Annotated in this window: 33 protein-coding genes and 5 pseudogenes; 21 read left to right on the forward strand and 17 right to left on the reverse strand. The window is 70.9% G+C overall.

The annotated features are described in order from the left end of the window. Window positions 1-51: 51 nt before the first annotated feature. The 5 genes and pseudogenes from ACQ86J_RS24845 to ACQ86J_RS24865 all read left to right on the forward strand — a co-directional run. Window positions 52-255 (forward strand): annotated as a pseudogene (locus ACQ86J_RS24845) (DEAD/DEAH box helicase); the annotation flags it as partial. Window positions 256-316: 61 nt separating this feature from the next. Further along, window positions 317-1,366, forward strand: coding sequence for a DEAD/DEAH box helicase (locus ACQ86J_RS24850; protein ID WP_431267633.1), 1,050 nt, complete (start codon window positions 317-319; stop codon window positions 1,364-1,366). Beyond that, complete coding sequence (locus ACQ86J_RS24855; protein ID WP_431267634.1) at window positions 1,363-1,788, forward strand: DbpA RNA binding domain-containing protein; 426 nt, start codon at window positions 1,363-1,365, stop codon at window positions 1,786-1,788. Before ACQ86J_RS24850 ends, ACQ86J_RS24855 begins: the two co-directional genes overlap by 4 nt. A 10-nt stretch (window positions 1,789-1,798) precedes the next feature. Next, window positions 1,799-2,404, forward strand: a complete 606-nt coding sequence (locus ACQ86J_RS24860) for a glutathione S-transferase family protein (RefSeq protein ID WP_431267635.1) — start codon at window positions 1,799-1,801, stop codon at window positions 2,402-2,404. A gap of 49 nt (window positions 2,405-2,453) precedes the next feature. Beyond that, entirely contained in the window at window positions 2,454-3,344 is an 891-nt protein-coding gene (locus ACQ86J_RS24865; protein WP_431267636.1) for a polysaccharide deacetylase family protein, read from the forward strand. Here the strand turns inward: ACQ86J_RS24865 and ACQ86J_RS24870 are convergent. The 17 genes and pseudogenes from ACQ86J_RS24870 to ACQ86J_RS24950 form a co-directional block, all read right to left on the reverse strand. Further along, the gene (locus ACQ86J_RS24870; RefSeq protein WP_431267637.1) at window positions 3,331-3,666 is read right to left on the reverse strand and encodes a putative quinol monooxygenase; all 336 of its coding nucleotides are present in this window, start codon (window positions 3,664-3,666) and stop codon (window positions 3,331-3,333) included. The two genes, ACQ86J_RS24865 and ACQ86J_RS24870, sit on opposite strands and share 14 nt — an antisense overlap. Beyond that, window positions 3,615-5,129 (reverse strand): SDR family NAD(P)-dependent oxidoreductase, encoded by a 1,515-nt coding sequence (locus ACQ86J_RS24875; RefSeq protein ID WP_431267638.1) that lies wholly within the window; start codon window positions 5,127-5,129, stop codon window positions 3,615-3,617. The genes ACQ86J_RS24870 and ACQ86J_RS24875 overlap by 52 nt, the downstream gene beginning before the upstream one ends. Before the next feature lie 81 nt (window positions 5,130-5,210). Beyond that, window positions 5,211-5,882, reverse strand: coding sequence for an amino acid ABC transporter permease (locus tag ACQ86J_RS24880; protein ID WP_431267639.1), 672 nt, complete (start codon window positions 5,880-5,882; stop codon window positions 5,211-5,213). Between the two features lie 3 nt (window positions 5,883-5,885). Next, window positions 5,886-6,050 carry a hypothetical protein gene (locus ACQ86J_RS24885; RefSeq protein WP_431267640.1) on the reverse strand — a complete coding sequence of 55 codons (165 nt, stop codon included), beginning with the start codon at window positions 6,048-6,050 and terminating at the stop codon, window positions 5,886-5,888. Beyond that, window positions 6,035-6,733 (reverse strand): substrate-binding periplasmic protein, encoded by a 699-nt coding sequence (locus ACQ86J_RS24890; RefSeq protein WP_431267641.1) that lies wholly within the window; start codon window positions 6,731-6,733, stop codon window positions 6,035-6,037. The genes ACQ86J_RS24885 and ACQ86J_RS24890 overlap by 16 nt, the downstream gene beginning before the upstream one ends. A 75-nt stretch (window positions 6,734-6,808) precedes the next feature. Continuing rightward, entirely contained in the window at window positions 6,809-7,810 is a 1,002-nt protein-coding gene (gene hemC, locus ACQ86J_RS24895; protein ID WP_431267642.1) for a hydroxymethylbilane synthase, read from the reverse strand. A gap of 27 nt (window positions 7,811-7,837) precedes the next feature. Further along, the gene (locus ACQ86J_RS24900) at window positions 7,838-8,284 is read right to left on the reverse strand and encodes a hypothetical protein (RefSeq protein ID WP_431267643.1); all 447 of its coding nucleotides are present in this window, start codon (window positions 8,282-8,284) and stop codon (window positions 7,838-7,840) included. Beyond that, window positions 8,254-9,024, reverse strand: coding sequence for a geranylgeranyl reductase family protein (locus ACQ86J_RS24905; protein ID WP_431267644.1), 771 nt, complete (start codon window positions 9,022-9,024; stop codon window positions 8,254-8,256). Before ACQ86J_RS24905 ends, ACQ86J_RS24900 begins: the two co-directional genes overlap by 31 nt. Further along, window positions 8,957-10,105 (reverse strand): MFS transporter, encoded by a 1,149-nt coding sequence (locus ACQ86J_RS24910; protein WP_431267645.1) that lies wholly within the window; start codon window positions 10,103-10,105, stop codon window positions 8,957-8,959. Before ACQ86J_RS24910 ends, ACQ86J_RS24905 begins: the two co-directional genes overlap by 68 nt. Continuing rightward, entirely contained in the window at window positions 10,057-10,347 is a 291-nt protein-coding gene (locus ACQ86J_RS24915) for a PucC family protein (protein WP_431272519.1), read from the reverse strand. The genes ACQ86J_RS24910 and ACQ86J_RS24915 overlap by 49 nt, the downstream gene beginning before the upstream one ends. After that, window positions 10,344-10,847 carry a UbiA family prenyltransferase gene (locus ACQ86J_RS24920; protein WP_431272520.1) on the reverse strand — a complete coding sequence of 168 codons (504 nt, stop codon included), beginning with the start codon at window positions 10,845-10,847 and terminating at the stop codon, window positions 10,344-10,346. Before ACQ86J_RS24920 ends, ACQ86J_RS24915 begins: the two co-directional genes overlap by 4 nt. Window positions 10,848-10,896: 49 nt before the next feature. After that, window positions 10,897-11,232 (reverse strand): annotated as a pseudogene (locus ACQ86J_RS24925) (UbiA family prenyltransferase); the annotation flags it as partial. 2 nt (window positions 11,233-11,234) lie between these two features. Then, window positions 11,235-11,897, reverse strand: coding sequence for a helix-turn-helix domain-containing protein (locus ACQ86J_RS24930; protein ID WP_431267646.1), 663 nt, complete (start codon window positions 11,895-11,897; stop codon window positions 11,235-11,237). An 84-nt stretch (window positions 11,898-11,981) separates the two neighbouring features. Further along, window positions 11,982-12,386, reverse strand: a complete 405-nt coding sequence (locus tag ACQ86J_RS24935; protein WP_431267647.1) for a hypothetical protein — start codon at window positions 12,384-12,386, stop codon at window positions 11,982-11,984. Continuing rightward, the gene (locus ACQ86J_RS24940; protein ID WP_431267648.1) at window positions 12,322-12,666 is read right to left on the reverse strand and encodes a hypothetical protein; all 345 of its coding nucleotides are present in this window, start codon (window positions 12,664-12,666) and stop codon (window positions 12,322-12,324) included. Before ACQ86J_RS24940 ends, ACQ86J_RS24935 begins: the two co-directional genes overlap by 65 nt. A 60-nt stretch (window positions 12,667-12,726) precedes the next feature. Continuing rightward, a complete protein-coding gene (locus ACQ86J_RS24945) occupies window positions 12,727-13,062 on the reverse strand; it encodes a cobalamin-dependent protein (RefSeq protein WP_431267649.1) in 336 nt (111 codons plus the stop codon). Next, complete coding sequence (locus ACQ86J_RS24950) at window positions 12,957-13,490, reverse strand: hypothetical protein (protein ID WP_431267650.1); 534 nt, start codon at window positions 13,488-13,490, stop codon at window positions 12,957-12,959. The genes ACQ86J_RS24945 and ACQ86J_RS24950 overlap by 106 nt, the downstream gene beginning before the upstream one ends. 392 nt (window positions 13,491-13,882) lie before the next feature. On the opposite strand from ACQ86J_RS24950, the pseudogene ACQ86J_RS24955 reads away from it, so the two are divergent. From ACQ86J_RS24955 to ACQ86J_RS25030, 16 genes and pseudogenes are all read left to right on the forward strand, one after another. Further along, window positions 13,883-14,032 (forward strand): annotated as a pseudogene (locus ACQ86J_RS24955) (2-vinyl bacteriochlorophyllide hydratase); the annotation flags it as partial. A 64-nt stretch (window positions 14,033-14,096) separates the two neighbouring features. After that, window positions 14,097-14,477, forward strand: coding sequence for a 2-vinyl bacteriochlorophyllide hydratase (gene bchF, locus ACQ86J_RS24960; protein WP_431272521.1), 381 nt, complete (start codon window positions 14,097-14,099; stop codon window positions 14,475-14,477). Further along, on the forward strand, window positions 14,474-15,766 hold the full coding sequence (locus ACQ86J_RS24965; protein WP_431272522.1) for a ferredoxin:protochlorophyllide reductase (ATP-dependent) subunit N: 1,293 nt from the start codon (window positions 14,474-14,476) through the stop codon (window positions 15,764-15,766). Before bchF ends, ACQ86J_RS24965 begins: the two co-directional genes overlap by 4 nt. 70 nt (window positions 15,767-15,836) lie before the next feature. Beyond that, a pseudogene (locus ACQ86J_RS24970) lies at window positions 15,837-15,938 on the forward strand (hypothetical protein); the annotation flags it as partial. A gap of 164 nt (window positions 15,939-16,102) precedes the next feature. After that, window positions 16,103-17,308 (forward strand): nitrogenase component 1, encoded by a 1,206-nt coding sequence (locus ACQ86J_RS24975; protein WP_431267651.1) that lies wholly within the window; start codon window positions 16,103-16,105, stop codon window positions 17,306-17,308. Between the two features lie 9 nt (window positions 17,309-17,317). Beyond that, window positions 17,318-18,232: a ferredoxin:protochlorophyllide reductase (ATP-dependent) iron-sulfur ATP-binding protein gene (gene bchL, locus ACQ86J_RS24980; protein ID WP_431267652.1), complete on the forward strand. Its 915-nt coding sequence runs from the start codon at window positions 17,318-17,320 to the stop codon at window positions 18,230-18,232. Window positions 18,233-18,236: 4 nt separating this feature from the next. Further along, a complete protein-coding gene (locus tag ACQ86J_RS24985) occupies window positions 18,237-19,664 on the forward strand; it encodes an MFS transporter (RefSeq protein WP_431267653.1) in 1,428 nt (475 codons plus the stop codon). Window positions 19,665-19,682: 18 nt separating this feature from the next. Then, a pseudogene (gene puhA / locus ACQ86J_RS24990) lies at window positions 19,683-20,455 on the forward strand (photosynthetic reaction center subunit H). Further along, window positions 20,452-20,631 (forward strand): hypothetical protein, encoded by a 180-nt coding sequence (locus tag ACQ86J_RS24995; protein ID WP_431272744.1) that lies wholly within the window; start codon window positions 20,452-20,454, stop codon window positions 20,629-20,631. The pseudogene puhA and the gene ACQ86J_RS24995 overlap by 4 nt, the downstream one beginning before the upstream one ends. Continuing rightward, entirely contained in the window at window positions 20,565-21,107 is a 543-nt protein-coding gene (gene puhB, locus ACQ86J_RS25000) for a photosynthetic complex putative assembly protein PuhB (RefSeq protein WP_431272523.1), read from the forward strand. Before ACQ86J_RS24995 ends, puhB begins: the two co-directional genes overlap by 67 nt. A gap of 16 nt (window positions 21,108-21,123) precedes the next feature. Then, window positions 21,124-21,573 carry a photosynthetic complex assembly protein PuhC gene (puhC, locus tag ACQ86J_RS25005; RefSeq protein ID WP_431267654.1) on the forward strand — a complete coding sequence of 150 codons (450 nt, stop codon included), beginning with the start codon at window positions 21,124-21,126 and terminating at the stop codon, window positions 21,571-21,573. Beyond that, a complete protein-coding gene (locus ACQ86J_RS25010; protein ID WP_431267655.1) occupies window positions 21,573-21,881 on the forward strand; it encodes a hypothetical protein in 309 nt (102 codons plus the stop codon). The genes puhC and ACQ86J_RS25010 overlap by 1 nt, the downstream gene beginning before the upstream one ends. After that, entirely contained in the window at window positions 21,878-22,945 is a 1,068-nt protein-coding gene (gene acsF, locus ACQ86J_RS25015) for a magnesium-protoporphyrin IX monomethyl ester (oxidative) cyclase (RefSeq protein ID WP_431267656.1), read from the forward strand. The genes ACQ86J_RS25010 and acsF overlap by 4 nt, the downstream gene beginning before the upstream one ends. Window position 22,946: 1 nt before the next feature. Beyond that, a complete protein-coding gene (puhE, locus tag ACQ86J_RS25020; protein WP_431267657.1) occupies window positions 22,947-23,774 on the forward strand; it encodes a putative photosynthetic complex assembly protein PuhE in 828 nt (275 codons plus the stop codon). Window positions 23,775-23,851: 77 nt separating this feature from the next. Continuing rightward, the gene (hemA, locus tag ACQ86J_RS25025; protein ID WP_431267658.1) at window positions 23,852-25,063 is read left to right on the forward strand and encodes a 5-aminolevulinate synthase; all 1,212 of its coding nucleotides are present in this window, start codon (window positions 23,852-23,854) and stop codon (window positions 25,061-25,063) included. A gap of 16 nt (window positions 25,064-25,079) precedes the next feature. Then, complete coding sequence (locus ACQ86J_RS25030) at window positions 25,080-25,436, forward strand: high-potential iron-sulfur protein (RefSeq protein ID WP_431267659.1); 357 nt, start codon at window positions 25,080-25,082, stop codon at window positions 25,434-25,436. Window positions 25,437-25,458: the final 22 nt, after the last annotated feature.

A 25,458-nucleotide genomic window follows, 5' to 3' on the forward strand; every position in this document is an offset into this window, starting at 1 on the left:
TTTCTTCCGTTTCGAGGGGCCGCTCGTCGCCCCGAGCCGAGTACCGCACTGATGCCCTTTCCTGCCCTTCCCGCCACGCTCCTCGCCGCGCTGACCGAGCGCGGCTCTGCCAAGCCCACCCCCGTCCAGGCCGCCGTGCTGCAGCCGGAGACCGCCGGCCGCGACCTGCTGGTCTCGGCCCAGACCGGCTCTGGCAAGACCGTCGCCTTCGGCCTCGCCATGGCCGCCGAGCTGATGGGCGAGGCCGAGCGCCTGCCGCCCGCCGGCGCGCCGCTCGCCCTAGTCGTCGCGCCGACGCGCGAGCTGGCCCTGCGAAGTGCAGGCCGAGCTGACCTGGCTCTATGGCCCGGCCGGCGGCCGCGTCGTCTCCGGCGTCGGCGGCACCGACCCGGTCGCCGAGCGCCGGGCGCTGGCCCGCGGCGCGCATATCGTCGCCGGCACGCCGGGGCGGCTGCGCGACCATCTGGAGCGCGGCAACATCGACCCGAGCGCGATCCGCGCCGTCATCCTCGACGAGGCGGACGAGATGCTCGACATGGGCTTCAAGGAGGAGCTCGAGGCGATCCTCGAGACCACGCCCGCCGAGCGCCGGACCCTGCTGTTCTCGGCGACGGTGCCGCGCGGCATCGCCCAGCTCGCCAAGCAGTACCAGCGCGACGCGCTGCGGATCTCGGCCGGCGACGAGGGCGCGCAGCATGGCGACATCGACTACCGCGCCCTGCTGATCGCCCCGCACGAGACCGAGCGCGCCGTGGTCAATGCGCTGCGCTTCTTCGAGGCGCGTGCCTCGCTGGTCTTCTGCCGCACCCGCGCCACCGTCACCCGGCTGCACGGCAACCTCGCCGAGCGCGGCTTCGCCGCCGTGGCCCTGTCCGGCGAGCTGTCCCAGGCCGAGCGCAACCGCGCCCTGCAGGGGCTGCGCGACGGCCGCGCCCGGGTCTGCGTCGCCACCGACGTCGCCGCGCGCGGCATCGACCTGCCGGATCTCGGCCTGGTCATCCATGCCGACCTGCCGACCGACCCGGAGACGCTGCTGCACCGGTCCGGCCGCACCGGCCGCGCCGGGCGCAAGGAGCACCTCGGTGCTGCTCGTCCCGCACAACCGCCGCCGCGCCGCCGAGCGCCTGCTGATGGACGCGCGGCTGCGCGCCACCTGGGGCCCGGCGCCCTCGGCCGAGGCGATCCACGCCCAGGACGATGCCCGCATCCTGGTGCAGGCGCTGGAGAAGACCGGGGAGGATGCCGGCGACGGCGACCTGGCCCTGGCCCGCAAGCTGCTGGAGGACCGCGCGCCCGAGGCCGTGGCCGCGGCGCTGATCCAGGCGCTGCGCGCCGCTGGCGGCGCCCGAGGAGCTGGCCGCGGTGACCGATCGTGGCCCCGCCGGGCCGCGGGTGCCGCGCGAATCCGGCCCGCAGCAGGAAGGCGTCTGGTTCCGGATGAATCTCGGCCGGGCCAACGGCAATGCCGACCCGCGCTGGGTGCTGCCCTTCCTCTGCCGCCGCGGCCATGTGACGCGGCAGGAGATCGGCCGGATCAAGGTGCAGGACCGCGAGACGCAGTTCGAGGTCGCCCCCTGGGTGGCCGAGCGCTTCGCCGCCGCGGCGCAGCGCCCGGGCGACGAGGAGGATGCGCATATCCGCATCTTCCCGCTGCAGGGCGGCGCGGTGATCAGAATCGCCGCTGCGCCGCCCGCCGGCGCGCGGCCCGCGGCCGGCGCTGGAGCAGATCCGCCGCCGCGCGGTGCGCTGACGGAGCAGGGATGGTGCCGGGGGCGCGTCTGCGCGTAGCCTCCGGCGCATGCGCCTCTTCTACTCCACCGGCTCCCCCTTCGCCCGCGCGGTGCGCGTCGCGCTGCGCGAGACCGGGCTGATCGACCGGGTCGAGGAGGTGGAGACCACCCTCCGCGACCCGGCCTCCACCCTGCTGCCGCACGACCCGGTCGGCCGGGTGCCGACCCTGGTCCTGCCGGACGGCACGGCGCTGACCGAGACGGCGCTGATCCTGCCCTTCCTCGACACGCTCGGCGGCGCCTATCCGCTGGTGCCGCGCGCGGCGCTGGCCGATTTCGGCCGCGTGCTCGGGGCGATGGACGGCATGGCGGTCTGGAACCGCGAGCTCCGCCGGCCGCCTGGCGAGCGCTCCCCTGGCGTCATCGCACTGGAGACCACCCGCACCAACCGTGTCGCCGATGCGCTGGAGGCCGAGGTCGCCGCCGGCGGCTGGGCGCTCGGCGCGCCGCCCGACGCGCCGCGGATCACCCTCGGTTGCCTGCTCGGCTATGCCGAGAGGCGCCACCGCGCCTGGCCCTGGCGGGAGGGGCGGCCGGCTTTGTCGGCCTGGTTCGACCGGCTGGCGGCGCGGCCCAGCTTCGCCGCCACCATCCCGCCCGTCAGCGGGATTTGACATCGGCCGGGGCGACGGCAGACTCCCGGCAACACCGGAGGGTCCAGGCATGGCCATGCAGCCGCGCGAGCGCGTCCCCTATTCCGCCATCGTCGACCGCCCGGCGCTGAAGCTGCCCGGCGGCGCCCGCGTCGCGGTCTGGACCATCGTCAACCTCGAGGTCTGGGACATCAACAAGCCCATGGCCCGCCAGGTGCTGCCGGCGCCGACCGGCCAGGTGCTGTCGCCGGACGTGCCGAACTGGTCCTGGCACGAATACGGCATGCGCGTCGGCGTCTGGCGCTTCTTCAAGCTCTACGAGAAGCTCGGCATCGCGCCGACCCTGTCGATCAACGCCCGCGTGGTCGAGGACTACGAGCGCGTCGCGGCGCAGGCGCGCGAGGCCGGCTGGGAGTTCATGGGCCATAGCTGGGAACAGGGCCCGATCCACAAGGAGGCGGACCAGCGGGCGATGATCCACCGCTCGATGGACCGGCTGGAGGCGTTCACGGGCAAGCGCCCCGTCGGCTGGCTCGGCCCCGGGCTGACCCAGACCTGGGAGACGCCGAAGCTGCTGGCCGAGGCCGGCGTGCAATACATCGGCGACTGGGTCTATGACGACGAGCCGACCACGATCCGCACCGACAAGGGTCCGCTGGTCACGCTGCCCTATACGGTCGAGCTGAACGACATCCCGATGATGATCGTGCAGCACCACGAGAGCGACTATCTGCTCAAGCGCGCCATCGACCAGTTCGACCGGCTCTACGAGGAAGGCGCCGAGCGGGCGAAAATCCTGTCGATCGCCATCCACCCCTACATCTCCGGCCAGCCGCACCGCATCAAGTACCTCGAGGCCTTCTACGATTACGTCGCACAGAAGACCGGTGTGCTGCACTGGAACGGCGTGCAACTGCTCGACTGGTACCGCGGCGAACAGGCCAGGCTCAGCCGGACCTGAAGGCGTAGTCGGCGCGGAGACTCTGCCAGACCTCCACCTGGCGGGGCCGCTCCAGCAGCGCCGGCAGGCGCGCCTCGAAGGCCGCGCGATAGGGACGGTGCATCTGCACCTCGACCAGGTCGCGGCGGTCGGTCCAGGTCTCGTAGAGCAGGAAGCGGCAGGGATCGGCCGGATCCTGGTGCAGGATGGTGTTGAGGAAGCTCGGCTCGTGCCGCATCGCATTCAGCACGGGCGCGAGCAGGCCGAGGAATTCCGCCTCCCGCCCCGGCTTCACCTGCAGGGTGATGAGGACGGTGAAAGGCTCCGGGCTGGCATCCGACATGGCGCGTCTCCTGCGGCGAGGCGCGCAGGGGAGCATGGGCGGGGCACGGGATCGATGACCTCGCGGGTAATCGGCTTCAGAAGGCCATCCAGCCGCCATCCACCATCAGGTTCTCGCCGGTGACGTATTGCGCGTCGTCCGAGGCGAGGAAGAGGGCGGCGCCCGCGACGTCCTCCGGCCGTCCCAGCCGTGGCCAGGGCGTGCGGGACTGCGAGTAGTCGAGCCAGCGCTGCTCCACCGCCCGGCCGGTCTTTCCGGTCAGGATCTTGCCCGGCGCCACCGCATTGCAGAGGATGCCCTGCGCCGCATAGTCCACCGCCACCTGCCGCGTCAGGTAGGCGACGCCGGCCTTGGACGTGCCATAGGCGATGTCCTCCGGCGAGGCGACCATGCCGTGCTGCGAGGAGATGTTGACGATCCGCCCGCGCACGTCGGGCGGGCCAGCCGCCGGCGGCGCCTGCCGTCACCATCTGCCGCACCGCGGCGCGGCACATCAGGAAGCAGCCGGTCAGGTTCACCGCCAGCACGCGGTCCCAGTCCGCCCGCGAGCAGTCGAGCAACGGCTTGCCGAGGCCGATCGCCGCGTCGTTAACTAGGATGTCGAGCCGGCCGTGGCGGGCGAGGGTGGCGGCGACGGCGGCCTCGCAATCCGCTTCGTTCGAGACATCGGCGGCGACCTGGCTCACCGGCAGGCCCTCCGCCGCCAGCATCGCATGCGTGGGCGCGCCGCCTTCGCGCACCTGCTCCGTGATGTCGGCGATCACCACCGCCGCGCCTTCCCGTGCGAAGCGTACGGCGATCGCCCGGCCGATGCCGGAGGCGCCGCCGGTCACCAGCGCCACGCGCCCTGCCAGCCTGCCGCTCATCGCACCCTCCCGCGCAGCATGCGCCGTTCCAGCCGCGCCACCAGATGCGCGAAGGGCCAGAAGCAGCACGACATAGAGCACCGCCGCCGCCATCAGCGGCGTCGGGTTGTAGGTCTGCTCCTGCGCCACCCGGGCGCTGCGCAGCAGCTCCGGCAGGGAGACCATGGCGGCGACCGAGGTCGCCTTCACCAGTTCCAGGCTGTTCGAGGCGAGCGGGGCGAGGACCGCCCGCAGCGCCTGCGGCAGCACCACCAGCAGCATGGCGCGGAAGGGAGAGAGGCCGAGCGCCGCCGCGGCTTCCCGCTGCCCATGCGGCACGCTGGCCAGGCCGGCGCGGAAGATCTCGCCGTAATAGCCGGAATTGTTCAGCACCAGCGCGGCGACCGCGGCGGCGAAGGTGGGCAGCGTCAGCCCGAGGAAGGGCAGGGCATAGGTGATCAGGATCAACAGCACCAGCACCGGGAAGGCGCGGAACAGGTCGATCCAGCAGAGCAGCGCGATCCGCGCGGCGCGGCCGCCGAGGGCGCAGCCGAGCCCGATCAGCAGGCCGAAGCCGAGGCCGAGCGGCAGCGCCACGGCGGAGAGCTCCACCGTCACCAGCAGCCCCTGCGCCAGCAGCGGCCAGACTTTGACCAGAGAGGCCCAGTCGGCGGAAATTGTCGATCAGGTCCTGCAGCATCATCGCGGCGTCACCCGCGTCGTCTCCAGCCAGCGGCTGGCGATCACCAGGGGCAGGAACAGCACGAGGTAGAGCGCCGCGGCGAGGGTGAGCGGCGAGGGGTTGGCGGCGATCGCCATGGCGCTCTGCGCCCGCCCCAGCAGCTCCGGCAGGGAGACGGCGGTGCCGAGCGCGGTGCCCTTGGTGATGGCGATGGCGCGGTTGGTCAGCAGCGGCACTGCCAGCCGCACCGCCTGCGGCAGGATCACCAGGAAGAAGGTGCCGGTGAAGCGGAAGCCGAGCGCCTTGGCGGCATCCCATTGCCCCGCCGGCAGCGCCTGGATGGAGCTGCGAAAGATCTCGGCGGCGAAGGCCGAGAGCACGGCGCCGAGCGCGATGACCGTCGCCCAGAAGGGCGACAGCGTGAGCCCGGCATAGGGCAGGCCGAAATAGAGCACGATGATGACGGCGAGTTGCGGCAGGGTGCGGAACAGCTCGACCCACACCGTCACCAGCTGCCGCAGCACCGGCAGCCGCGCCGCCAGCACCACCGCCAGCAGCAGGCCGAAGCCGATGCCGAGCCCGACCACCGCCACCGCGGTCCCGAGCGTCACCCACAGGCCGCCGAGGATGGTCGGCCCGTAGGTCGCCAGGACCTCGAGGTTGAAGTAGTGCTCGGCGAGCCGGTCCACGGCTCAGTTGCAGTGCGGCGTGTGCGGCGTGTCCTCGAAGCCCGGCAGGCCGGGCGGGCCATAGCCGGGGAAGACCGTGGTCAGGGAGGAGCCGGCATCGGGCGGCGCGCCGTACCATTTCTCATGCAGCTTCGCCAGGAAGCCGTCCTGCTTCATGCATTCCAGCACCTCCTCGACCTTGTTGCGGTACTCCTTGCTTTCGGGGCGGAAGGCGATGCCGAAGTGCGGCCGGTATAATCCTTGAAGGCGACGGTGATCTGCCGGTTCTGGCTGGCGGCATAGACCGTCGTCGGGATCTCGTTGATCGCGGCGAAGGCGCGCCGGGTCAGCACCGCCTGCACGCTGTCGGGGAAGGTGTCGTAGCGCTGCACCTCGAAACCGTATTTCTCGGCATTCGCCGTCGCCCAGGTATCGCTGATGGTGCCGCGGTTGACCGCGATCGCCTTGCCCTTCAGCTCCTCGAGCGTGGTCATCGTCTCGCCGCGCCGGGCGATGAAGCCGTTGCCGGTGGCGAAGAAGGGCTCGGTGTAGAGCATGCGCGTCGCACGCTCCTCGGTGATGTTCAGCGGGTTGGCGGTGAACTCGAAGCGCTTGGCGAAGAGCGCGGCGAACAGGCCGGAGAAGTTGACGTCGACGATCTCGACGCCGGGGCGGCCGAGGCGCTTCGCGATCTCGGTCATCAGGTCGACGCCGAAGCCCTCGGGCCCGCTGGCGCCGCGCACCATCCAGGGCGCGACGCCGAAGTCGGAGCCGACGACCATCGGCTTCGCGGCCGGGTGGTCCGCCTCCTGCGCGGTCGCGGCAAGCGGAAGGAAGGCGAGGGCGGCAGCCAGCAGCAGGCGTCTTGGCACGCGGGTCTCCATCGGGCAGCGATGCGCCAGCGTCGGGACGCTGGCGGCCGCCGTCAAGCCGCGGGGAGGCGCGGATCAGCCCAGGATGTCGGCCGGTGCCTCCCGCCGCAGCCGATCGCCCAATTCCCTGCCCAGCCGCGCGGCATCGGCGGCCGGGCCCTCGATCACCTGCCGCAGCACGAAGCTGCCATCCGGCCGGGCGATCAGCCCGGTGAGATGCAGGGTATTGTCCGGCCGCAATGTCGCAAAGGCGCCGATCGGCGTGCGGCAGGACCCGTCGAGCGCGCCGAGCAGGGCGCGTTCCGCGGTGGCGACGGCGCGGGCGGTGCGGCATTCGATGGCCGAGAGCAGCTCATGCAGCTCGACATCCGCGGCGCGCACCGTGACGCCGACGATGCCCTGGCCGGCGGCGGGCACCATCATGCCGGGGTCGAGCAGCACGCCGGCCTCGCGTTCCAGCCCCATCCGCCGCAGCCCGGCCAGTGCCAGGAAGGACGCCGCGAAGTCGCCGTTGCGGACGCGGCCGAGCCGGGTCTGGATGTTGCCGCGGATCACCTCGCAGCGCAGGTCCGGGCGCATCGCCAGCACCTGGGACTGGCGGCGGACGGAAGCGGTGCCGACCAGCGCGCCATGCGGGATGCAGGCGAGCGGGTCGTCGCGGTCGGGCGCGCCGCAGACCGGGCCGAGGATGATGGCGTCGCGCGGGTCCTCGCGTTGCAGCATGCAGGCCAGCACGATGCCGGGCGGCAGCTCGGTCTCCAGGTCCTTCAGGCTGTGCACGGCGAAGTCCACCTGGCCGTCCAGCAGCGCCTCGTGGATCTCCTTGGCGAAGAGGCCCTTGCCGCCGATATCCGCCAGCGGCCGGTCCTGCACCCGGTCGCCCTCGGTGCTGATGACGTGTTCCTCGAAGGCCTTGGCGTCGCGCAGCACCGGGCAGAAGCCGCTGATGATCGAGAGGAAATGCCGGGTCTGCCAGAGCGCCAGCGGCGAGCCGCGGGTGCCGACGCGCAAGGGCAGGGTGCGGCCCTGGCCGTGGCGGCCGGCGGCGGGGGCATCGAGGCTAAGAAGGCGGCTCATTGTCGGGCTCCGGCGGTCAAGGCAGGCTCAGGCGCGCGCCAGGCCGAACAGGTGGGCGAGGTCCTTGAAGAAGATCCGCACATGCGCCATCGGGTCGCGGCGGACGAGCTCCTTGTTCATGTAGCTTTCCCAGGTCAGGCGCTGCACGTCCTTGTCCTGGCAGATGGAGACGAACTTCTCCCGCCGCTTCTCCGACGAGTACCAGAAGTACTGCATGATCCCGAGAATCCAGAAGACCCGGCCATGCGCCTTCATGAAGCGCTTGCGGGCGAGGCCGAGTGCGGTGGCGCGGCCAGTGGCGAGGCATTCCTCCACCGCCTCCGCCGCCAGCCTTCCGCCCAGCATAGCATAGTAGATGCCCTCGCCCGAGGCCGGGGCGACGACCCCGGCGGCATCGCCCGCCAGCACCACGTCGCGGCCGTTGTCCCAGCGCTTGGCCGGCTTCATCGGGATCGGCGCGCCTTCGTGCCGCAAGGTGCGGGCGCCTTCCAGGCCGGTGGACTTCCGCAGCTCGGCGATCGAGCCGCGCAGCGGAAACCCTTCACCGCCGAGCCGGTGCCGATGCTGGCGGTGTCGCCATGCGGGAAGATCCAGGAATAGAAGTCGGGCGAGTGCTTGCCCTGGTAGAAGACGTCGCAGCGCCTGGCATCGTAGCTGCCGGTGCCGGGCCGCGGCGCCTCGATGATCTCGTGATAGGCGAAGACGCAGGGCACCGTGGCGGCGATCGGCACTTCCTGCCTGGCGACCTTCGACTTCGCCCCATCGGCGCCGATGACGGTGCGGGCGCGAAGCCGCACCTCCTCTCCCGCCTTGGTCGCATAGACCACGACCGCCACGCCGTCGGCGTCGCGCTCGATCCGCTCGTAGCTGCCGGTGTGGCGCTCGGCCCCGGCTTCCGCCGCGCGGACCCGCAGGAACTCGTCGAAATGCTCGCGGTCCACCATGGCGACATAGCCATTGCCGTCGATCGGCATGTCCACCTCGCGGTTGGATGGGGCGATCATGCGGGCGGCATTGACCCGGGCGACGATGATGCTGTCGGGGATGTCGAAGTCGCGGATCGCCCGCGGCGGGATGGCGCCGCCGCAGGGCTTGATGCGCCCGGCCTTGTCGAGCAGCGCGACCTGCCGGCCGCTGCGCGCCAGGTCATGCGCCGCGGTGGCGCCCGAAGGCCCGCCGCCCACCACCACCACGTCCCAGATCTCGGTCGTCATGGAGCGTCTCCCTAGGGTCTGGATGGCGCGAGCGCGCCGAAATCGCCTGTCGCCGCGGCCGGGCGGCCGATGCGTGCGGCAAGCAGGGCGGAGGCCAGGAAGAGCAGCGCCTCCCCGCGAAGACCGCGCCATAGGCCAAGCCGGGAGAGGCGATGAGGCTGCGGGCGAGGTCGCTGGCCGCCGCGCCGGCCAGGCCGCCGAGCCCGAAGGCCACCGCCTGCGCCGCGCCCCAGAGCCCGACCCGCATGCCTTCGCGCCTGGCGCGGCCGCGGCTGGCCAACTGCATCATCGTGGCGATGGCGGCGGCGGCGAAGGCGCCGTTGGCCAGGCCGAGCGCGACATAGGCCGCCCGCAGCGGGAAGCCGGGGCCGACCGTGCCGGCGAAGGCCAAAGCGGCCAGTGCAAGGCCCGAGGCGAGGCAGCCGCCGATGGTCCAGGCACGCAGCGAGCCGAGGCGCTCGCCGCCCAGGGCGCCGGCCAGCGCCGCCAGGATCATGCCGCCGAAGACGCCCATGTGCTGGGCCGAGGCGAGCTTCGTGGTCTCGCCGAGCGAGAGGCCGAAGACCTGGCCGCCGAAGGGCTCGAGGATCAGGTCCTGCGCCGAGTAGGCCAGCATCGAGACGAAGACGAAGATGGTGAAGCGCCGCGCCTCCGGCTCCGCCCAGACCTCGGCCAGCGCGTCGCGGAAGCGGCTCTGCGGCGCCGGCCGCGCCTCGGCCGCCGGCGCGGCCGGCTCCATGCGCCAGAGCGCGGCCGCCGCCAGCAGCACCGCGAGGCCGCAGACCGTGCCGGTCACCGCCAGCAGCCGCTGCGGCGCATAGGGGTCGAGGAAGCGGCCGGCCAGCGCCGTGGTGACGATGAAGCCGAAGATCATCATCAGCCAGACGATGGTCGCCGCCGGCGCCCGCCGGTTCGGCGCCACCCGCGTCGCCAGCAGGGCGAGCAGCGAGGTGCCCGCCGCGCCCACCCCGGCGCCGACCGCGAGGAAGGCGAGCACCGCGAGGCCGATGCCGAGCGCCAGGCTCTCCGCCATCAAGGCCGTCGCCGCCGCGGCGGCGAAGCCGCCGAGCGCCAGCACCATGATGCCGCCGATGATCCAGGGCGTCCGCCGCCCGCCGCGGTCGGAGCCATGGGCCCATCGCCGGGCGGGAGAGCTTGGACGGCGTAGTGCAGCGCCACCAGCAGGCCGGGGATGGTCGCGGGCAGCGCGAGTTCCACCACCATGACGCGGTTGATGGCCGAGGTGGTCAGCACGACGACGGCGCCGAGCGCGGTCTGCACCAGCCCCAGCCGGAGGATGCCGAGCCAGCCAAGATTTTTCATGGCAGCACCACCGGCCGCAGCGCGAAGGCCGTCACCAGCATGCCCAGCACGTACAGTGTGGTGCCCGTGCCGTTGTACCAGGGCGCCTTCTCCCGCGGGCTCGCCAGCAGCACGCGCATCAGCGCCACCTGCGCCAGCAGGGAGGCGGCGATCGCCGCGGCGTGCCAGGGCGCGCCCCAGGACAGCAGCAGCCCGACCACCACCACCTGCGGCGCCGCCATCAGCGCGCAGGCGATCTGCGCCGCGCGCTCGACACCCAGCGTGACGGGCAGGGAGTTGATGCCGGTACGGCGGTCGCCCTCGACCGCCTTGAAGTCGTTCAGCGTCATGATGCCGATAGCGCCGATGCTGTAGAGCCCGGCCATCAGCAGCACCCGCGCATCTGGCGCGCCGGCGCTCATGACCGCGGCGCCGGTGATCCAGGGCAGGCCCTCGTAGCAGGCGGCGCAGGCGGTGCCGCCGAGCCACCCATCCCGCTTGAGTCGCAGGGGGCGCGGAATAGGCCCAGGCCAGCGCCAGCCCCAGCACCGTCGCGGCGAAGCCCCAGGGGCCGAGGATGGTGGCGACGGCCAGCGACAGCGCGGTCCACATGACGGCGATCCGGAAGCCCCAGTCGCCTGGGATCCGGCCGGAGGGGATCGGCCGGTGCGGCTCGTTGATCGCGTCCACGTGCCGGTCGTACCAGTCGTTGATCGCCTGACTGGTGCCGCAGACCAGCGGTCCGGTCAGCAGGAGGCCGGCGACGATCAGGTGCCAGCGTCCGTTGCCGCCGAGGCCGGAGGAGACGATGCCGCAGGAATAGGCCCACATCGGCGCGAACCAGGTCACCGGCTTCAGCAGCTCGAGGCAGGCGGACAGGGCCGGTCGCGCGACGGTGGCGGTCATGGCTATCCCTGTTCGGAGCCGTCGGCCGGCAGGTCGCCGAGCCCGTAGCGCCGCAGCTTGACGTAGAGGCTCTGCCGGCTGAGCCCGAGCATCTCGGCGGCCGAGGCGCGGTTGTCCCCGGTGAGTTCGAGGGCGGCCTCGATGCAGAGCCGCTCGATCACGTCCGTCGCCTCCCGCACCAGGTCCTTCAGCGGCACCTGGCCGATCAGCTCGGTGAGTTGCTCGACGGAGCGCGGGGTGCGGGTGGAGGCGCGGGCCGGCGCGGTGACGCGCGGGCCGACATCGCGGATGGCGAAGCCATAGCAGGGGCCGACGCCGTTCATGACGGAGACCGCAGAGATCTCGACCTCGGTCGTGGCGCCATACTCGCCGCGCATGGTGGTGGCAAACAGGCGCACCGGGCCGCGCTGGCGCAGGCTGGCGGTCAGGACTTCCAGCTCGACGCCCGGCTGGCCCAGCCATCGCTCCAGCGGCTCGCCCAGCGCCTGGTCCTCGTTCGCCAGCTGCGCCATGTCGAGGAAGGCGGCGTTGGCGGTCATGATCCGGCCGTCATGGCCGGTGACGACGAAGGCGTCCGGCACGTTCTCGACCAGCTTCAGCAGCTTGGTCTTGGCCTTGGGCAGCACGATCGCATTGGCATCGGCGACCGGGATGCCGAGCCGCACCAGCAGGTAGGTCGTGCTCTCCTGCCGGAAGGGGAGGCGGAGACGATGATGTCCTTCTGGTCCTCCTCCAGCTGCACCCGGACCTCATCGGCGCGGCCGGTGGCGCGGACGCCGGACAGCAGGAGCTCGACCGATCTCGCGGCCCTTGGGGTCGAAGATCTCGAGGAAGTCGCGCCCGGCCGGCCGGCGCGGCGTGCGGCCGAGCAGCCGGTCGGCCGCCTGGTTGGTCTCGGTGACTTTCTGGGCCTGGGGGTCGAGGATCAGCACCGGGTCGGACCAGAGCTGGAACAGCATGCGGTAGCGCGTCTCGGCATGCCGCAGCCGGGAATAGTCGCGGTCGAGCGACTGCTGCGCCTCGAGCAGGCGCTGTTGCAGCGCCGAGAGCTGGCGGAGGTCGCGCCCGAAGGCGACGGCACGGCTGCCATCACCGATCCGCACCGCGGAGAACAGGATGGGGACGGAGGCGCCGCGGGCCGAGAGCAGGTTCACGTGCCGCCATTGCCGGCCCGCCACAGCGTCCGGACTCGGCCAGCAGCGACTCGACCTTGGCCCGGCTGTCCGGCGCGACCGTCTCGGTCCAGGGCCGGCCGAGCCAGGAGTCCTGGCCCGCCAACTCCTCGCCCAGGCCTTCGCTGTTGAAGGCGACGTCGCGGACCGCGCCGGATGCATCGACGATGATGGCGATGTCCGCGGCTGCCGTGATCAGAAGCGCCGCGGCTTCCGCATCCAGGTCGCCCAGCGATGTCTTCGGGGCTTTGAATGCCTTCACGGGCGCCAATATCCTTCACGGCTGGGAGCGCAGTCCTCCCCCTTTCTACCTCCATTCGGCTCAGTCCCAATGGGCCATCAGCGACAGCATCCGCTCCGCCTGCAGGGTGGCCTGCTCGCCGTCGGTCGCGGTCGCATCGGCGCCGACCAGCGCGACGTATTGCGGGTTGGCGTTGAAGACCGGACCGCCCACCATCACGCCGGCGCCGCGGTTGCGGACGCTCTTGCGCACCACGCGGATGCAGGCGGCGATCGCCTCCAGCCGGTCCTCGGAGGCGGCGGAGAGGCCGATCACCTGGAAGCTCTCGCGCCGCATGAGCGTAGCGAATTCCGGGGCGGTCCGCGGCGGCGGGTCCCAGACATCCCAGCCCGCCTGGCGGAAGAAGGCGGCCAGCATGTCGCGGCCGAAGCTGTGCTGCTCCCCGGAGGGTTCAGCAGCAATACGCGGCGGGTGCGGGATTGCGGCCGGACCCCGCGGGTCAGCGCATCGTCGTAGTCCCGCACCATGTGCTGCAGCCGCATCAGGCCGAGGGTGACGGTGGAGAAATCCGCCCGGTCATCCTCCCAGGCCTCGCCGAGCCAGCGCGCCGCCGGGGCCAGCAGGTCCAGGTAGATGCGCGGCAGCGTCACGCCGCGCCCGCGCAGCCCCTCGACCAGCGCCAGGGCGGCGGCCTGGTCGTCGACCACCAGCAGGGCGCAGAGGGATTCGACATCCGCCGCGGTCGGCGCGGCGCCATAGACCGCGTCCAGGTCGGTGCGGGGCGTGGCGGTGCCGCGGGTCAGCAGCAGCCGCGGCAGGACCGTGTCCTCGATCGCCCGGGACAATGCATTGCGCTGGGCTTCGCGCGGCCCGGCTCGGGCAGGATCCAGAGGCTTCGCGCGTCGTCGGGCGGCATGCATCCGGCCGGCGAGGGTGCCTCGGCCCGGTGCCTGGATGCGACGATCTCTCCCAAGGGCACCATTGGGCCTCTCCCCGTTGCGGAGTTTATCGACCGACCGCGAACTGGGTGTCAATCACTGCTTACGTCAATCGACCTTGACACTCCTGAACGCCTCGACCTAGCCTTCCTGACAGCGAGATCGTCGCTGCGGGAGGGATGCCGGAACGCCGGAAGGATCTGCCAGGGGATTGCCGGCTCTCTGCGGAGAGGGGCGTCGCGTTGGCCGGCCCAGGACCGACGACTGAGCGGACCTTCGGGACAGAGGGTTGTCAAGCGATGTTTACGTCTGGTGTGCTGGCAAAGCTCACTGCCCCGATCGATTCCTGCCCCTGGGGCACTGTCGCGGGCCGTCACGCTCGGCACGCCCCGGCCCGCCGGCCGCTGTATACGCAGGAGGAAAGGCGGCGCCGCGACGCTACCCGCTGGACCCTGGTGCAGGGCGTGCTCGCCCCGCTGCAATCTCGCGGTCTTCCTGGTCAGCTTCGGCCTGGTGCTGAACTTCCTGGCGACGGGGGAGGGCTATGCGGTCGCCACCGCCTCGGTCGTGGTCAAGACAGTCGTGCTCTACGTCATCATGGTCACCGGCTCGATCTGGGAGAAGGTGGTGTTTGGCCGCTGGCTCTTCGCCCGTGCCTTCTTCTGGGAAGACGTCTTCAGCATGCTCGTGCTGGGGCTGCACACCGCCTACCTCGCCCTGCTGCTGACCGGCACCGGCGATGCCCAGGGGCTGATGTTCCTCGCGCTCGCCGCCTATGCCGCCTATGTCGTCAACGCCATGCAGTTCGTCATGAAGCTGCGGGCCGCCCGGCGCGACGAGCGCGGCTGGCGCGGCGCCGAGGCCGATGCCGGCGCGCTGGGCTATTCGAAGTGAGCAGCCTCGCAGCCCTCGGCCGGTCGCCTGCCGACCAGGCGGGCTGCACCGAGGCCCCCGTCCTGCGGGAGCGCGGCCAGCGCGAGGTCTTCTGCGGCCTCACCGGCATCATCTGGCTGCATCGCAAGATCCAGGACGCCTTCTTCCTCGTCGTGGGCTCGCGCACCTGCGCCCACCTGATCCAGTCCGCCGCCGGCGTGATGATCTTCGCCGAGCCGCGCTTCGCCACCGCCATCATCGATGAGCGCGACCTGGCCGGGCTGGCCGACGCCAATGAGGAGCTGGACCGCGTGGTCGGCCAGCTGCTGGCACGCCGTCCCGACATCCGGCTGCTCTTCCTCGTCGGCTCCTGCCCGTCCGAGGTCATCAAGCTCGACCTCTCCCGCGCGGCGCAGCGGCTGAACCGCACTCATTCGCCGGATGTGCGGGTGCTGAACTACTCCGGCAGCGGCATCGAGACGACCTTCACCCAGGGCGAGGATGCCTGCCTCGCCGCGCTGGTGCCGGAGATGCCGGATGCCATCGCCACCGCGCCGGCGCTGCTTGTGGTCGGCGCGCTGGCCGAGGTGGTGGAGGACCAGATGCGGCGCTTGTTCGCCGCGCTCGGCATCGGCCCGGTCGACTTCCTGCCGCCCCGCCGGGCGCGGGAGCTGCCAGCGGTCGGGCCCAATACCCGCATGCTGCTGGCCCAGCCCTTCCTGGCGGATACCGCCCGGGCGCTGGAAGCCCGCGGCGCCGTCCACCTGCCCGCGCCCTTTCCGCTGGGCGCCGAGGGCACCACCGGCTGGCTGCGCGCCGCGGCGGAGGCCTGGGGCGTCCCGGCCGAACGCTTCCGCGCGGTGACAGAGGCCGGCGAGCAGCGCGCACGCATCGCGCTCGACCGCCACCGGGAAACGTTGGCCGGCCGCCGCATCTTTTTCTTTCCCGACAGCCACCTGGAGATTCCGCTGGCGCGCTTCCTGGCGCGCGAGTTGGACATGCGGCCGGTCGAGATCGGCACGCCCTATCTGCACCGCGCGCATCTGGCGGCGGAGCTGCTGCTGCTGCCGCGTGACGTTCTGCTGTCCGAGGGCCAGGATGTCGACCGGCAGCTCGACCGCTGCCGCGACGAGAAGCCTGACCTGGTGGTCTGCGGCCTCGGGCTGGCCAATCCGCTGGAAGCCGAGGGCTTCGCCACCAAGTGGTCGATCGAGCTCGTCTTCACGCCGATCCAGGGTTACGAGCAGGCCGGCGATCTCGCCGAGCTCTTCGCGCGGCCGCTGGTGCGGCGCCAGAAGCTGAAGGTCTAGGGCGATGCAGCTCGCCGTCTGGACCTATGAGGGACCGCCGCATGTCGGGGCGATGCGCGTCGCCACCGGGATGGAGGGGCTGCACTACGTCCTGCACGCCCCGCAGGGCGACACCTATGCCGACCTGCTCTTCACCATGATCGAGCGGCGCAGCGCGCGCCCGCCCGTCACCTACACCACCTTCCAGGCGCGCGACCTCGGCGGCGACACCGCCGAGCTGTTCAAGACCGCGGCGCTGGACGCGGTACGAGCGCTTCAAGCCGGAAGCGATGATCGTCGGCTCCTCCTGCACCGCCGAGCTGATCCAGGACGATCCGGGCGGGCTGGCCAAGGTCCTTGCGGCTGCCGATCCCGGTGGTGGCGCTGGAACTGCCCTCCTACTCCAAGAAGGAGAACTGGGGCGCGTCCGAGACCTTCTACCAGCTGGTCCGCGCCCTGGCCGGGCCGCATGCGCCGCCGCCCGGCACCCAACGCGGCCCGGGCCGCGTCTGCAACATCCTCGGCCCCACCGCGCTCGGCTTCCGCCACCGCGACGACGTGCGGGAGATCACCGGCCTCCTCGGCCGCATGGGGATCGAGGTGCGGGTGACCGCGCCGATGGGCGCGCGGCCTTCCGACCTGGCGCGGCTGGGCGAGGCCGACTTCAACGTGCTGCTCTATCCGGAGGTCGCCGGGCAGGCGGCGTCCTGGCTCACTCGGACCTTCGGCCAGAAGGCGACGCGCAGCATCCCGATCGGCACCAATGGGACCCGCGCCTTTGTCGAGGAAGTGGCCGCGCTGGCGGGCATCGACGCCGTACCGGTGCTTGCCGCCGAGGAGGCGCGCGCCGCCTGGTACGCGCGCTCGGTCGACAGCAACTACCTGACGGGCAAGCGGGTCTTCGTCTTCGGCGACGCGACGCATGCGGTCGCCGCGGCGCGCGTCGCGGCCGAGGAGATGGGCTTCAAGGTCGTCGGCCTCGGCACCTACAGCCGCGACCTCGCCCGCGACATCCGCGCGGCGGCTGCTCTCTACGACGTCGAGCCGCTGATCGGCGAGGACTACCTCGAGGTGGAGGCGGCGATCCAGGCGGCGCAGCCGGAGCTCATCCTCGGCACCCAGATGGAACGCCACATCGCCAAGCGCCTGGGCATCCCCTGCGCGGTGATCTCGGCGCCGGTGCATGTACAGGACTACCCCGCGCGCTATTCGCCGCAGATGGGCTTCGAGGGGGCGAATGTCCTCTTCGACACCTGGGTCCACCCGCTGATGATGGGGCTCGAGGAACACCTGCTAGGCATGTTCCGCGAGGATTTCGAATTCCACGCCGAAGCCGCACCGTCCCATCTCGGCGGCGCCGCGGCGCCGGCCCCCGCGGCCGTGGTCGAGGCGCCCGCTGGCCCTGCCGGCTGGACTGCCGAGGCCGAGGCCGAGCTGAAGAAGATCCCGTTCTTCGTCCGTGGCAAGGCAAGGCGCAACACCGAGCGCTTCGCCGGGGAGCGTGGCCTCGCCAGCATCACGCTGGAGACCTTGTACGATGCCAAAGCCCATTTTTCCCGCTGAGGAGGCCGCATGAGGATCGAGACGCCGCATGCCGCGCTGCATCGGGGCCGCGCCCCCTCTCGCCTGGACGGGGAGGGCAGCGTGCAGGTGCATCTCGACCCGAACATGACCATCGGCACCGCCAAGGTCTTCTCGGTCTACGGCAAGGGCGGGATCGGCAAGAGTACCACCAGCTCCAACCTCTCGGTCGCCTTCAGCAAGCTCGGCAAGCGGGTGCTGCAGATCGGCTGCGACCCGAAGCACGACAGCACCTTCACCCTGACGAAGTCGCTGATCCCGACGGTCATCGACGTGCTGGAATCCGTGCAGTTCCACGCCGAGGAATCGCGGCCCGAGGACTTCGTCTTCCAGGGCTACAACGGTGTCATGTGCGTGGAGGCCGGCGGCCCGCCGGCCGGCACCGGCTGCGGCGGCTACGTGGTGGGGCAGACTGTGAAGCTGCTGAAGGAGCACCACCTGCTGGAGGAGACCGACGTCGTCATCTTCGACGTGCTCGGCGACGTGGTCTGCGGCGGCTTCGCGGCGCCGCTGCAGCATGCCGACCGCGGCATCATCGTCGCCGCCAACGACTTCGATAGCATCTTCGCGATGAACCGCATCATCGCCGCGATCAAGGCGAAGTCGAAGAACTACGACGTCCGGCTCGGCGGCGTCATCGTCAACCGCAGCGACGACACCGACCAGATCGACAAGTTCAACGCCGCGACCGGCATGCGGAGCCTGGCGCATTTCCCCAACCTCGACGTCATCCGCCGCTCCCGGCTCAAGAAGGCGACTCTGTTCGAGATGGACAGCACGCCGGAGCTGGAGGCGGTGAAGCTCGAATACCTCCGCCTCGCCGCAAGCCTCTGGGCCGGCACGCCGGCGCTCGAGGCCTCGCCGATGAAGGACCGCGACATCTTCGACCTGCTGGGGTTCGACTGATCCCATGAAGATTTCCCGCACCTGGATGAAGCTGAGCCCGGACCTGCTGCCCTTCGCGGATGCGGCGTCCGAGACGCTGCCGCTCGACCGGCTGCTGCGGCTCTCGCTGTTCCAGGTCTCGGTCGGCATGGTCGCGGTGCTGCTGATCGGCACGCTGAACCGGGTGATGATCGTCGAACTCGGCGTGCCGACCTGGATGGTCGCGGTCATGGTCTCCCTGCCGCTGGTCTTCGCGCCCTTCCGCGCGCTGATCGGCTTCCGCTCGGACCAGTACAAGTCGGTGCTGGGCTGGAAGCGGGTGCCCTATGTGTGGCTCGGCTCGGTCTGGATTTTCGGCGGGCTGGCGATGATGCCCTTCGCGCTGATCATCCTCTCGGGCGACACCTTCGCGCCGCCGATCGTCGGCCAGGTCGCCGCCGGCATCGCCTTCCTCTGCGTTGGCGCTGGCATGCACACCGTGCAGACCGTCGGCCTGGCGCTGGCCACCGACCTCTCGCCGGTCGAGCAGCAGCCGCGGGTCGTCGCCATGCTCTCGGTCATGCTGCTGCTGGGGATGCTGTTGAGCGCGCTGATCTTCGGTGCGCTGCTGGCGGATTTCAGCCAGCTGCGGCTGATCCAGGTGATCCAGGGCGCCGCGGTGGTCAGCATCGTGCTCAACCTCGTCGCCGTCTGGAAGCAGGAGGTGCGGAACCCCGAGGCGACGCGGCCGGACCGCGAGCGGCCGGCCTTCCAGGCCGCCTGGGACGAACTGCGCCGGACCGACCAATGGGTCCGCCGGCTGACCGCGACCGGTCTCGGCAGCTTTGCCTTTGCCATGCAGGACGTGCTGCTGGAACCCTATGGCGGGCAGATCCTCGGCCTCTCGGTATCGCAGACCACGTTGCTGACGGCGGGCTTCGCGGCAGGGGGCATCGTCGGCTTCATCCGCGCGGCGCGGCGCATCTCGGATGGCGGCGACGCGCACCGGGTGGCGGCGAACGGCGCGCTCTGCGGCGCCTTCGCCTTCACCACGGTCATCGCCGCGGCGCCGCTCGGCAGCGGCTTCGTCTTCGCGCTCGGCACCGGGCTGATCGGCTTCGGCGGCGGGCTCTTCGCGCATGCTACGCTGACCGCCTGCATGCGCGCCGCCCCGCCGGCGCAGATCGGCCTGGCGCTCGGCAGCTGGGGCGCGGTGCAGGCGACCTTCGCCGGCAGCGCGATCGCGGTCGGCGGCCTGCTGCGCGACGCCATCTCCGGCTTCGCCATGCGCGGCGCGCTGGGTGAGGCACTGGCCGGCCCGGTCACCGGCTACGGCCTGGTCTACCTGGTCGAGATCGCCCTGCTGTTCGCCACCATCATCGCCATCGGCCCGCTGGTGCGGCCGGTGGGCAATAGCCTGCAACCCGAAGACGTGCAGCTCGGCCTCACGGCCGGTCCGCGCGGCGCATCCTAGCGCGAGGAGAAAAGCGTCATGACCTACATCGCCTATTCCACGCAGTTCGACGCAGCGCTCTTCTCGCTGTATGCCTTCTACGTCGCTTTCATCATCCTGGTCATGTATCTCCGCAACGAGGACAGGCGGGAAGGCTTCCCCTGGTGCATGAGCAGAACGGCGAGTTGGTCGTGGTCAACCCGCGCAGCGCGCCGAAGCCGAAGATCTGGAACCTGGCGCATGGCGGCCCGACCGTTGCTGGGCGCGAGGAGCGCGACCTGACCGGTCTGCTGACCCCGACCGCCAAGGTGCCCGGCGCGCCGCGGCTGCCGCTCGGCAACCCGCTGGCCGATGGCGTCGGCCCTGCGGCCTATGCGCTGCGCGCCGATGTGCCCGACCTGACCTTCGATGCCAGTCTGCCGAAGATCGTCCCGCTGCGCGCCGCGCCGGATTATCGCATCGCGCATGAGGATATCGATCCGCGCGGCTGGTACATGCTGACCGCCGACAAGCGCGTGGTCGGCACGGTGAAGGATCTCTGGGTCGACCGTTCCGACGTGATCCTTCGCTATATCGAGGTCGCGGTTCCCGGCGCGAATGCCCGCAGCGTGGTCTTCCCGATCGGCCTGGTGAATTTCGACGCCCGCAAGGGGGAGGCGTATACCAGCGCGCTGCTGGCCGACCAGTTCCTCGCCGCGCCGGCGTTGAAGAACCCCGACCAGATCACCCTGCTCGAGGAAGACAAGGTCAGCGCCTATTTCGCCGGCGGCTACATGTATGCCACCCCGAACCGGCAGGAGCCGGCGCTGTGATCAAGGAACACGACTACGAGCCGGTCTGGGGCCTGCCGGAGAAGCTGCCGGAGGGGAGGTCATCCTCTGGCAGGGACGGCCCGACCCGCGGACCTTCGCGCGGCGGGCGCTGCACCTGCCGGGGCTTGCCACCTATTTCGCCGTGCTGGTCGCCGCCCGCATCGTCTCGGTGCTGATGGCCGGCGCCTCGCTGCCCGTCACGGCAATGGACGCGCTCTGGTTCGTCGTGCCGTCGATGCTGGTGATCGGCATCGCCCTGGTCTTCGCCTGGGGCGTGGTGCGGACCACCGCCTACACCATCACCAACCGTCGCGTGGTGATGCGTTTCGGCATCGCGCTGTCGATGACGGTGAACCTGCCCTATGCGCTCGTCGCCTCGGCCGCGGCGAAGCTGCACGCGGATGGCTCGGGCGATATCAGCCTCGCTTTGCTGAAGCCGCATCGCGTGTCCTACCTGTTCTTCTGGCCGCATGCGCGGCCCTGGCACCTGCTGCGGCCGCAGCCGACCTTGCGCGGCATCGCCGATGCCGGCGCTGTGGCGCAGATCCTGGCCCGCGCCCTCGCCGGGGCCGCGTCGGTCCCGGTGCAGGCCATGGCGCCCGCCAGCGCCAGGCCGGACAATGCCGACCTGCCGCAGCCGCAGGCGGCCTGAGCGAGGGGAGGGGAGCATGCCGGTGCGCAGTCCAGTCCGTTCGATCCCCCGCGCCCCGCTGCTGATCGGGCTCGGCCTGCTTGCCTTCACCCTGGCCGTCACCGACCTGTTCGGCCTGGTCGGCGGCGCCGGCGCCTCGACCTCCGCCCCGGCGATCGAGCGCACGCTGCGCTTCGAGGATCGCGCCGACGGTGCCATCGTCGCCCGGGAGGCCGCGACCGGTGCCGAGGTCATGGTCTTCGATCCCGGAACCAACGGCTTCGTCCGCGGCGCGCTGCGGGCGCTCGCGCGCGGCAGGCGGCAGGCCGATCTCGGCCGTGACGTCCCGTTCCGCCTGGCCGCCTGGCGCGACGGGCGGGTGATGCTGACCGATACCGCGACGGGCCGCGAGGTCGAGCTGAACGCCTTCGGCGAGACCAACAAGGACGTCTTCCTCCGCCTGCTGACCGCCCCGGAGATCAAGTAATGAACGGCGCCCTCGCCTGGCTGACCGGCGGCCGCACCGTCGAGGTGCCCTGCACGGTCGATATCGAGCAGAGCTTCGACAGCCTGCATGCCCATGCCATCCCGGAGGGCATCGCGCTGCGCCCCGGCGACCGCGTGGTGGTGCATGGCGCCCCGGCCGGCATTCCCTATGGCCAGGCCATCAGCTTCACCTGCCGCGCCACGGTCTACCGCGCCGGCTGGCTGCAGCGGATCTGGACCGAGGCCTCGGCCATCCTGGAACTGACCGAGCTGTATCACTGCGGATTCGAGCCGAGGGAAACGCCATGAACGCCGTCACCCCGAAGCGGGCGCTCAACGACTCCACGCGCATGGCCACCACCGACACGGTGCTGACGCCGCGCTTCTACACCACCGATTTCGACGCGATGGACCGCATCGACGTCAGCAGCATCCGCCCGCAATGGGACGCGCTGATGGCGGAGTTCAAGTCGGACCCCAACAAGGGCCATTTCGTCCGCTCCGAGGCCTTCGACGAATTCCGCATGGCGGACCTGCCGGAGCCGCTGCAGAAGGAGCTGATGGAATTCCTGGTGAGCTCGGTCACCGCCGAGTTCAGCGGCTGCGTGCTGTACGCCGAGATCCGCAAGCGGGTGAAGAACCCCGATATGAAGGACCTTTTCGGGGTGATGAGCCGCGACGAGGCGCGCCATGCCGGCTTCATCAACGACGCGCTGAAGGATATCGGGATCGGCGTCGACCTGGGCTTCCTGACCAAGGCGAAGAAGTACCACTACTTCTCCCCGAAGTTCATCTTCTACGCGACCTACCTGTCGGAGAAGATCGGCTACGCCCGCTACATCACCATCTTCCGGCAGTTCGAGAAGCACCCCGAGCTGCGCTTCCACCCGATCTTCATGTGGTTCGAGAAGTGGTGCAACGACGAGTTCCGCCACGGCGAGGCCTTCGCCCTGCTGATGCGCGCCAACCCGCATCTGCTGGAAGGCCGCAACAAGCTCTGGGTCAAGTTCTTCCAGCTGGCCGTCTACGCGACAATGTACGTGCGCGACCATGCCCGGCCGGAATTCCACAAGGCGCTGGGGATGTCGCCGACGGAATACGACCACCGGGTCTTCCGCACCTGCACGGCGATCTGCACCCAGGTCTTCCCGGTCACGCTCGATACCGACCGCCCGGCCTTCCGGCGCGGCCTCGACCGGCTGTTCGGGATCACCGAGAAGCTCGGCGCGCTGAAGGGCCAGACGGGCCTCGGCGCCTCGCTCCGCCGCACCGGGCTCAAGCTCTCGGCCGGCGCGACCTTCGCCCGGCTCTACCTGCTACCCGGCAAGCATGCGGCGCTGCCGGCCGATGTCCGCATGGCGCCGGCCTGGTAGCATGGCCGACTTCGCCCTTCCCGCCCTCTTCGCGCTGTTCATCTGGTGGTTCAGCACCGGCGCGATCCTGTGGCTGGACGGGCTGCCGGCGCGGACCTATCGCATCAGCATGGCCGGCGCGACGCTGGTCCTCGCCGCGGCGCTCTGGGGCCTGTCCGCCAGCGCCGCGGATCCCTCCGTGCTCGGCGCCTACTGCGCCTTTTCCTGCGGGCTCCTTGCCTGGGCCTGGCAGGAAATGGCCTTCCTGATGGGCTATGCCACCGGCCCCTCCCGGGCGCCCTGTCCGCCGGATACCACGGGCTGGCGCCGCTTCACCCTGGCGCTGCGGGCGATCCTCTACCACGAGCTGGCGATCATCGCCGGCGCGGTCGCCGTCGTTGCCGCCACCTGGGACCAGCCGAACCAGATTGGCACCTGGACCTACCTGCTGATCTGGGGGATGCGGCAGAGTGCCAAGCTCAATGTCTTTCTCGGCGCGCGCAACCTGAACGAGAATTTCCTGCCGCCGCACCTGCGCTACCTCGGCAGCTTCTTCCTGCGCCGGCCGATGAACCTGCTCTTCCCCTTCGCGGTGACCCTGGCGACCTTGCTGACCGCGCTGCTCTTCCATCGCGCCCTGGCGCCCGGCGCCACCGATTTCCAGGCCGCCGGCTTCACCTTCCTCGGCACCCTCGCGGCGCTGGCGACGCTGGAGCATTGGTTCCTGGTCCTCCCCATCCCGGCCGAGGCGCTGTGGGATTGGGGCCTTCGCTCGCGGGAGGCGCCGAAGCCGGCGCAGCCCGAACTCCACCCGGCGCGCTTCCGCGCCGGTCCGGCGCCCGCCGCATGAACGGCGCCCGCGTGTCCAGCATCGGTGCGGTCGTCGATGCCCTGCCAGTAGGCCCGGTGAGGCCAGGGGGAGGTAGCATGAACTACGAGGCATTCTTCAAGAAGCAGATCGGCGCCCTGCACCGCGAGGGCCGCTACCGGGTCTTCGCCGACCTCGAACGCCAGGCCGGCGCCTATCCGCGCGCCGTCCACCACCGCCCGCGCGGCGCGCAGGACGTGACCGTCTGGTGCTCGAACGACTATCTCGGCATGGGCCAGCACCCGAAGGTGCTCGAGGCGATGCACGAGGCGCTGGACAAGTGCGGCGCCGGGGCCGGCGGCACCCGCAACATCGGCGGCACCAACCACTACCACGTGCTGCTCGAACAGGAACTCGCCGACCTGCACGGCACGGAGGCCGCGCTGCTGTTCAACAGCGGCTACATGTCGAACTGGGCCAGCCTGTCCACGCTCGCCGGGCGCATGCCGGGCTGCGTGATCGTGTCCGACGAACTGAACCATGCCTCGATGATCGAGGGCATCCGCCACAGCCGCGCCGAGCGCCGGGTCTTCGCCCATAACGACCCCGAGGATCTCCGCCGCAAGCTGGCCGACCTGAACCCGGAGACGCCGAAGCTGGTCGCCTTCGAGAGCGTCTACTCGATGGACGGCGACATCGCCCCGATCGCCGAACTCTGCGATGTGGCCGACGAATACGGCGCCATGACCTATGTGGACGAGGTCCATGCGGTCGGCCTCTACGGCAAGCGCGGCGGCGGCATCACCGAGCGCGACGGCGTCGCCCACCGGCTGACCGTCATCGAGGGCACGCTGGCCAAGGCCTTCGGCGTGGTCGGCGGCTATATCGCGGGGTCGGCGGCGATGTGCGACTTCGTCCGCAGCTATGCCTCGGGCTTCATCTTCACCACCGCCATCCCGCCCGCGGTCGCCGCCGGCGTGCTGGCCAGCATCCGCCACCTGAAGGCCAGCAATGCCGAGCGCGACGCCTTGCAGGAGCGTGCCGCGACCGTCCGCCGCCGGCTGGACGCGATCGGGGTGCCGCATCTCGACAACCCCAGCCACATCGTCCCGGTGATGGTGCGCGACCCCGTGATCTGCAAGGACATCAGTGACCTGCTGCTCGACCAGTACGGGATCTACGTGCAGCCGATCAACTACCCGACCGTCCCGCGCGGGACGGAAAGGCTGCGCCTGACTCCCGGGCCGCTCCATTCCGACGCCGATATCGACCACCTGGTCTTCGCCCTCGGCGAGATCTGGTCGCGCTACAGCCTGCAACGGGCGGCCTGAGTTCGGCGCGGGAGGCTTGCCGCCGCCCGTCCAGCAGCGACTGGATGGATTGCAAATGCCGAGATCCGCACCAAACTGTCGGATGCCGGAGACACCAGAGGAGATTCCCAGGGTGACGTCAGACAACAAGACCCCGAAAGCCCGCCGCGCCGTCCTGCAGGCTGCCGGCCTGGCCGCGCTGGCGCCGGTCGCCATTCGCCCCGCCAAGGCGCAGGACAAGCTGCAGGGCTCGATGGTCATGTACCAGGACAAGCCGAAAGACGGCCAGAAGTGCGGCGGCTGCCTGCATTTCCAGCCGCCGAATGCCTGCGCCATCGTTGCCGGCAATATCAACCCCGAAGGTTGGTGCGCGGTTTGGGCGGCGAAGCCCTGAGGCTGAGACTAGGTCCGGCGCG

This window comes from Dankookia sp. P2 (genome assembly GCF_050632255.1).
Taxonomy (GTDB): Bacteria; Pseudomonadota; Alphaproteobacteria; order Acetobacterales; family Acetobacteraceae; genus Paracraurococcus.

What these genes read in the sequence shown, in the direction of transcription:
- acsF (WP_431267656.1), top strand. Translation starts at nt 21,878, where the DNA reads ATGAACGCCGTCACCCCGAAGCGGGCGCTCAACGACTCCACGCGCATG.
- ACQ86J_RS24945 (WP_431267649.1), bottom strand. Translation starts at nt 13,062, where the DNA reads ATGCTGGCCGCCTTCTTCCGCCAGGCGGGCTGGGATGTCTGGGACCCG.
- ACQ86J_RS24870 (WP_431267637.1), bottom strand. Translation starts at nt 3,666, where the DNA reads ATGTCGGATGCCAGCCCGGAGCCTTTCACCGTCCTCATCACCCTGCAG.
- hemC (WP_431267642.1), bottom strand. Translation starts at nt 7,810, where the DNA reads ATGAGCCGCCTTCTTAGCCTCGATGCCCCCGCCGCCGGCCGCCACGGC.
- ACQ86J_RS24910 (WP_431267645.1), bottom strand. Translation starts at nt 10,105, where the DNA reads ATGGTGCTGGCGCTCGGCGGCTTCGCCGCCGCGGCGGCGACGGCCTTG.
- puhC (WP_431267654.1), top strand. Translation starts at nt 21,124, where the DNA reads ATGCCGGTGCGCAGTCCAGTCCGTTCGATCCCCCGCGCCCCGCTGCTG.
- ACQ86J_RS24905 (WP_431267644.1), bottom strand. Translation starts at nt 9,024, where the DNA reads ATGACGACCGAGATCTGGGACGTGGTGGTGGTGGGCGGCGGGCCTTCG.
- bchL (WP_431267652.1), top strand. Translation starts at nt 17,318, where the DNA reads ATGAGGATCGAGACGCCGCATGCCGCGCTGCATCGGGGCCGCGCCCCC.
- ACQ86J_RS24985 (WP_431267653.1), top strand. Translation starts at nt 18,237, where the DNA reads ATGAAGATTTCCCGCACCTGGATGAAGCTGAGCCCGGACCTGCTGCCC.
- ACQ86J_RS24915 (WP_431272519.1), bottom strand. Translation starts at nt 10,347, where the DNA reads ATGAAAAATCTTGGCTGGCTCGGCATCCTCCGGCTGGGGCTGGTGCAG.
- ACQ86J_RS24865 (WP_431267636.1), top strand. Translation starts at nt 2,454, where the DNA reads ATGGCCATGCAGCCGCGCGAGCGCGTCCCCTATTCCGCCATCGTCGAC.
- ACQ86J_RS24860 (WP_431267635.1), top strand. Translation starts at nt 1,799, where the DNA reads ATGCGCCTCTTCTACTCCACCGGCTCCCCCTTCGCCCGCGCGGTGCGC.
- puhE (WP_431267657.1), top strand. Translation starts at nt 22,947, where the DNA reads ATGGCCGACTTCGCCCTTCCCGCCCTCTTCGCGCTGTTCATCTGGTGG.
- ACQ86J_RS25010 (WP_431267655.1), top strand. Translation starts at nt 21,573, where the DNA reads ATGAACGGCGCCCTCGCCTGGCTGACCGGCGGCCGCACCGTCGAGGTG.
- hemA (WP_431267658.1), top strand. Translation starts at nt 23,852, where the DNA reads ATGAACTACGAGGCATTCTTCAAGAAGCAGATCGGCGCCCTGCACCGC.